Raw genomic sequence first — 5,169 nt, 5'->3', positions numbered from 1 at the left:
TGCTGCCGAGTCTCGTCGAGCGTGTACTGCTGCATTTCGACCTGGGCGTGCGCCTGTCGGACCTGATACGTTCTGCCAAAACCTTCGAACAACGGAATCTGCAATTGGACGCCAAAGTACCAGTCATGTCCTGTCGCAGGAAATTGCGGCTCGCCGAGGCCCAGACTGGCGGGTTGGTTGTTCTGGCTGAACTTCGCAACGAAGCTGAAGTTTGGCAAACCCTGGGACCGAGTCTGCTGTTCCTTTGCGACTGCCGCTTCGAGCTTTGCCTTTGCAGACGCGACGCCTGGATGCGAGCGTTGCGCGTCAGCGATCATCTCAGCGATCGCTTCGGTGAAGTCCCTATCAGGTGCGACGCCATCTTCGACGGCGGGCACTATGATGGATTGAGCCGGGCTGAGGCTCATATCGGAGGCAAGCGTGCCGAAGGCGGTCTGTAGGTCCCCGGCTGCCTTTGCTCTGTTAAACGTCGCCTGAGCGTACGAAGTCTGCGCCTGTAACTCGTCGGTAATTGCCGCGACACCATGACTGACTCGCGCGGATGCCGCCACATAACTGTCGTGCGCAATGCGTTCCGTTTCCTGTGCGGCCGCCAACTTGCCGGCCGCGGCCTGCGCCGAATAGTAGTCTGTCGCTACAGTGGAGAATGTGGCTTGCAGCGTGGCGTCCTGGTTTGCGCGAGCCGCGGCCAGCAGTTCCTGCGCATTACGCAACGCGGCCCGTCTGCCTCCAAAATCGTATAACACCCAGTTCAGCGAAACCGACCCTGAGTGAACCGTCGAGCGGTTCGCTGAACTGAGACGAGGATAGCCGCTCACATCGGTGACCGAATCGTCGCGCACTGCCTGCCACGTGGCAGAAACGTTTGGCAAATACGCCGCCTTTGCCACGCCGACACCAGCAGCTTGGATCTTGACATTTGCCCATGCTTCGCGCGTCCTGGGGTTATTGCACAAAGCACGATTCACCGCCTCGTCGAGGCGCAGCGGCGCACCCACCAGGCCGAACTCGCAGGGAGAACCTGCATTGGCGACAACAAGCGCCGCTGCTGGCGTATCGGAAACATCCGTGCTGGTTCTGAACATATCGAGAGCCATCGCTATCTGCGGCACCGCCGCCAACAACGGCAGGCATAACAACCGCCCTCTCATGCGAAAGCGTCGTCGTGCCGCAGCGGCGCCAGAACCCTGGCTGCGGCGTACCCATAGCTGCCTTTGAGAAGGCCTGCACATCACACGATTAACGCTCACGCAGACTCTCCCCGACAGTCTGCACTAGCGGATCCAGAAAAAAACCCGCGACGCTGCGTCGACCGGTTCTGATCTCTGCTGTCACTTCCATACCGGGCGTCAGATTGATCGATTTGTTGTTGACCCGCATCTGGTTAGTCGGCAGGCGGATTCTCGTTGTAAAGGTCAGCCCCTGCGTTCTGTCTCTCGCCTGCACGGCATTGTTCGAAACGGCAATCACCTTGCCCGTCAGGTAGCCATAACGCGTGTACGGGAACGCCTCGATCTTGACGATGGCGTCCTGCCCCACGTTGACGAACCCCACGTCCTTGTTTTCGACGCTGGCTTCGACCTCGACTGCATCGTCCGGTACCACTTCCATCAGTGCCTGCGCCGTGGTGACCACGCCGCCAAGCGTGTGCACGGACAACTGCTGCACTGTGCCGGTGACCGGCGCATAGAGCGTTAGCAAACGCTCACGAGTCGTCGCCTTGGATTCGTCGTCGCTGTTCTGGGCGAATTGCTGGGTTGCCCTGTTCAGCGTGTCAAGTTGCTCCCGCGAAAATTGCGAAGTCGTCTGTTCGATCGTCGCCCGCTGCACCGCGATGCCTGCGCTAAGTTCACGTGCGTGGCTTTGCTGGGCGGCGAGTTCATGCTCCTGCTCGAGCGCGGTCTGTTCCTTGCCGAGATAGTCGTGCTGGGCCACGTACTTATCACGCGCGAGGATCTTGTAGTCGTTGGCTTCGCTACGCGCAAGCGGCGCGGTTGCACGCAGCTTTGCCACCTGCTGCTGGGTAGTTGCCAGTTCGGCTTCCCGTTTCAAAAGTTCGGCGCGGGATGCAGTGAGTTTATCGGCATATTCTTGATACAGTCCTTCGGCGAAGCGTTGGGCTTCTTCCTGCTGTGTTTGCGCAGCGCCATCCACCACGGCAAGAGTCGGCGCACGAGCGGTTTTGAGCGCGTCCAGCAGCGCCCGCGCACGCGCTGACGACAATGCGGCATCGATCCGCGCGGAGCGCGCCTTGTGCGTATCGGCAGCGGCTTGGGTCGCATCGAGAACCAGCAGCGCCTGCCCCTCTTTCACACGCTGACCGTCACGGATCAAAATCTCCCGCACGACGCCGGTGATCGCCGGCTGAACGGTTTTCACACGCGCGCCCGGAATCAGCTTGCCTTTGGCGGTCGCGACAATATCCAGCCTGCCGAATACGGCAATCAGCAGAATCACGAAACCGAGCGCGACGATGACACGCATCGTCCACCGCGGCGCGGGGTGCGAAGGCGTTTCGATCAGTTCAAGATTCGCGGGCAGGAATTGCAGTTCCTGTGCCGTACGTTCCGGCGTGTCGAGTTGATCGCGAATCGTCCACGCCGAGCGGAAAGTCGCGCCGTAGCGTCTGCATAGATCAGCCATGGCGCGCAACTTCAAGAAGTGCGTGGTCATCAGGTGTTTTGCAAAGAGACGAGGTGCGCGTAATAGCCGTTCTTCTCTAGCAACTGGTCGTGGCCGCCGCGCTCGACAATCTGACCTTTGTCCATCGCGATGATCTGGTGGGCATGACGCACCGCGCTCAATCGGTGCGCAATGATGATGACCGTGCGGCCGTGGCACATCGCACGCATGTTGTTCTGGATCACCCGTTCGGTCTCGAAGTCGAGCGCGCTGGTTGCTTCGTCAAAAATGAGGATGCGCGGGTTGGTCACGAGTGCACGCGCGATGGCGATGCGCTGACGCTGTCCGCCGGACAGCGAGGAGCCGTGTTCTCCTACCACCGTGTCGTAGCCCTCGGGTAGCGCCGAGATGAAGTCGTGCGCGCCCGCGAGCTTTGCAGCGTGGATCACCACGTCGAGCGACGCGCCCGGATCTGTCACAGCGATGTTCTCGCGAATCGAGCGATTGAAAAGCAGGTTCTCCTGCAGCACCACACCAATCTGCCGCCGTAACCATGCCGGATCGGCCAGCGCGAGATCGATTCCGTCGATGCGCACGCGTCCGCTCCCGGGCGTGTAGAGGCGCTGCATGAGCTTGGTTAGCGTACTTTTCCCCGATCCCGACCGGCCGACGATGCCGACGATCTGGCCAGCCGGAATCGTCAGATCGATCCCGTTGAGAACCGGTTGGCTGTCCGGGCGATAGCGGAAGCGCACGTCCTCAAAACTGATTTCGCCGTTGACCGCGGGCAGTGCCTGCCGGCTTGGTGGCAATTCAGTACGCGTATTCAGGATGTCGCCCAGCCGGCTCATCGAAATGCCGACCTGCTGGAAATCCTGCCAGAGCTGGGCAAGCCTGAGCACCGGGGCGCTCACACGTTGCGACATCATGTTGAACGCGATCAGTTGACCAACGGTCAGCTTGCCGTCGATCACGAGCTTCGCGCCGAAGAACAGTGTCGCTAGCGTGACCAGTTTGCCCACCAGTTGAATGAGCTGTTGCCCGACGTTCCCTAACGCGTTGACCCGGAAACTCGCCGTGACATAGGCGGCGAGCTGATTGTCCCAGCGGCGGGTGAACTGCGGCTCGATCGCCATTGCCTTGACAGTCTGCACACCGGACACGGCTTCGACCAGAAACGACTGGTTGTCGGCTCCACGCGCGAATTTGTGATTAAGCCGCTCCCGTAGAAGAGGATTCAACGTCATGGAAATAGCGGCATAGAGCGGGAGCGAGATCGCGACAATCAGCGTCAGCCAGACGCTGTAGATACACATCACGCCGAGGAAGATCACCGAGAAGATCAGGTCGATGAATGCCGTCAACGCCTGGCCCGTGAGAAAGCTGCGGATGCTTTCCAGTTCGCGCACGCGTGCGACGGTGTCACCCACTCGCCTCGCTTCGAAGTAGGCGAGCGGCAACGCCAGTAGATGGCGAAATAGCCGCGCCCCGAGCTCGACGTCGATGCGGTTGGTCGTGTGTGAGAACACGTAGTTTCGCAGGCCTGTGAGCAGCACTTCGAACACGGAGCTCACCAGTAGCGCAACGCACACGACGTTCAGCGTGCTGTAGGCGCGGTTGACAAGTACTTTGTCCATCACCACCTGGAACATCAGCGGTGAGACTAGCCCGAACACCTGCAAGACCACCGAGACGAGCAACACTTCGAGAAGAAGTCGCCGATATTTGACGACGGCGGGAATAAACCACGAGAAGTCGAAACGGGCCAGGTTGCTCGCGAGCGATGCACGCGAGGTGAACAGCAGCATGCGACCGGTGCAGCGGTCGATCACCTCACTGATCGGCTTTGCGCGCGGCGCATGCATGCCGGGTTCCAGGACGAGCGCGGTCGTTCCATCCGAACCGGCAAGAATGAAATGCCGACCCGTCCGGTCCAGTGCGAGCGCGGGGAAGGGTGTTTTGCCCAGTCGTTCCGGCACAAGTGCCACGGCGCTGGCCTTCAGTCCAATCTCTCGCGCAGAAAGGACGAGTTGCGCTTCGGAGAACGCGCATCCTTCGAGGGCCGCCGCATGTCTTAGCTGCGCAGCATCGGTGGCGATGCCGTGAAAGCGCGCGATGACGACCAGTGCGGCCAGTCCGGCGTCTTCCAGCTGTGCCGGTTGTTCTTCAAATCCCATCGTTTAACTGGAGAGAGTGCTGATTGGTGTGCCGGGCTACGGCAGCGGATGCCTGAGCGTGCGGATGAATGTGGCGGGACGAGGAAGCCTGTGTCATGTTCTGAACGTCTCAGGACAATCGTCGACTGACGTTCTGCCTACGCGCCGCTTCCCTCGTGGCTGCGAGAAGCGGTGGCGCATAGTCAAGACGTCAGGTAGTTCTAGTGCGCGGAGGCGGCCAGCAAAAGCTGCGTGTTTTCAGGCGGGATAGCAGCAAGACTCATCGACGCCGACGACTCCGGGGCGTAGGCGGCCATCGCCTCGATCAGTTGGGCAGCCTGACGGTCGGCGGAGGTATAGGCGTTGCTGGCACCATTCGACGGTGCGTCAT

The 5,169-nt window shown here is 60.6% G+C and carries 3 protein-coding genes; all 3 read right to left on the bottom strand.

The annotated features are described in order from the left end of the window. Positions 1-1,097 (bottom strand): TolC family protein (locus QOC89_RS28260; protein WP_323048049.1); only part of this gene is annotated, 1,097 nt, incomplete at its 3' end. Between the two features lie 142 nt (positions 1,098-1,239). Beyond that, complete coding sequence (locus tag QOC89_RS28255; RefSeq protein ID WP_323048048.1) at positions 1,240-2,673, bottom strand: HlyD family type I secretion periplasmic adaptor subunit; 1,434 nt, start codon at positions 2,671-2,673, stop codon at positions 1,240-1,242. Beyond that, positions 2,673-4,799, bottom strand: a complete 2,127-nt coding sequence (locus QOC89_RS28250) for a type I secretion system permease/ATPase (protein ID WP_323048047.1) — start codon at positions 4,797-4,799, stop codon at positions 2,673-2,675. The genes QOC89_RS28255 and QOC89_RS28250 overlap by 1 nt, the downstream gene beginning before the upstream one ends. Positions 4,800-5,169: the final 370 nt, after the last annotated feature.

This window comes from Paraburkholderia sp. (assembly GCF_034668105.1).
Lineage (GTDB): Bacteria > Pseudomonadota > Gammaproteobacteria > Burkholderiales > Burkholderiaceae > Paraburkholderia.
The sequence above is the reverse complement of the archived record's forward strand: the minus strand, read 5'-3'. Positions and strand labels throughout refer to the sequence as shown.

Coding starts and splice junctions, on each gene's coding strand:
- QOC89_RS28250 (WP_323048047.1), bottom strand. CDS start 4,799: ATGGGATTTGAAGAACAACCGGCACAGCTGGAAGACGCCGGACTGGCC.
- QOC89_RS28255 (WP_323048048.1), bottom strand. CDS start 2,673: ATGACCACGCACTTCTTGAAGTTGCGCGCCATGGCTGATCTATGCAGA.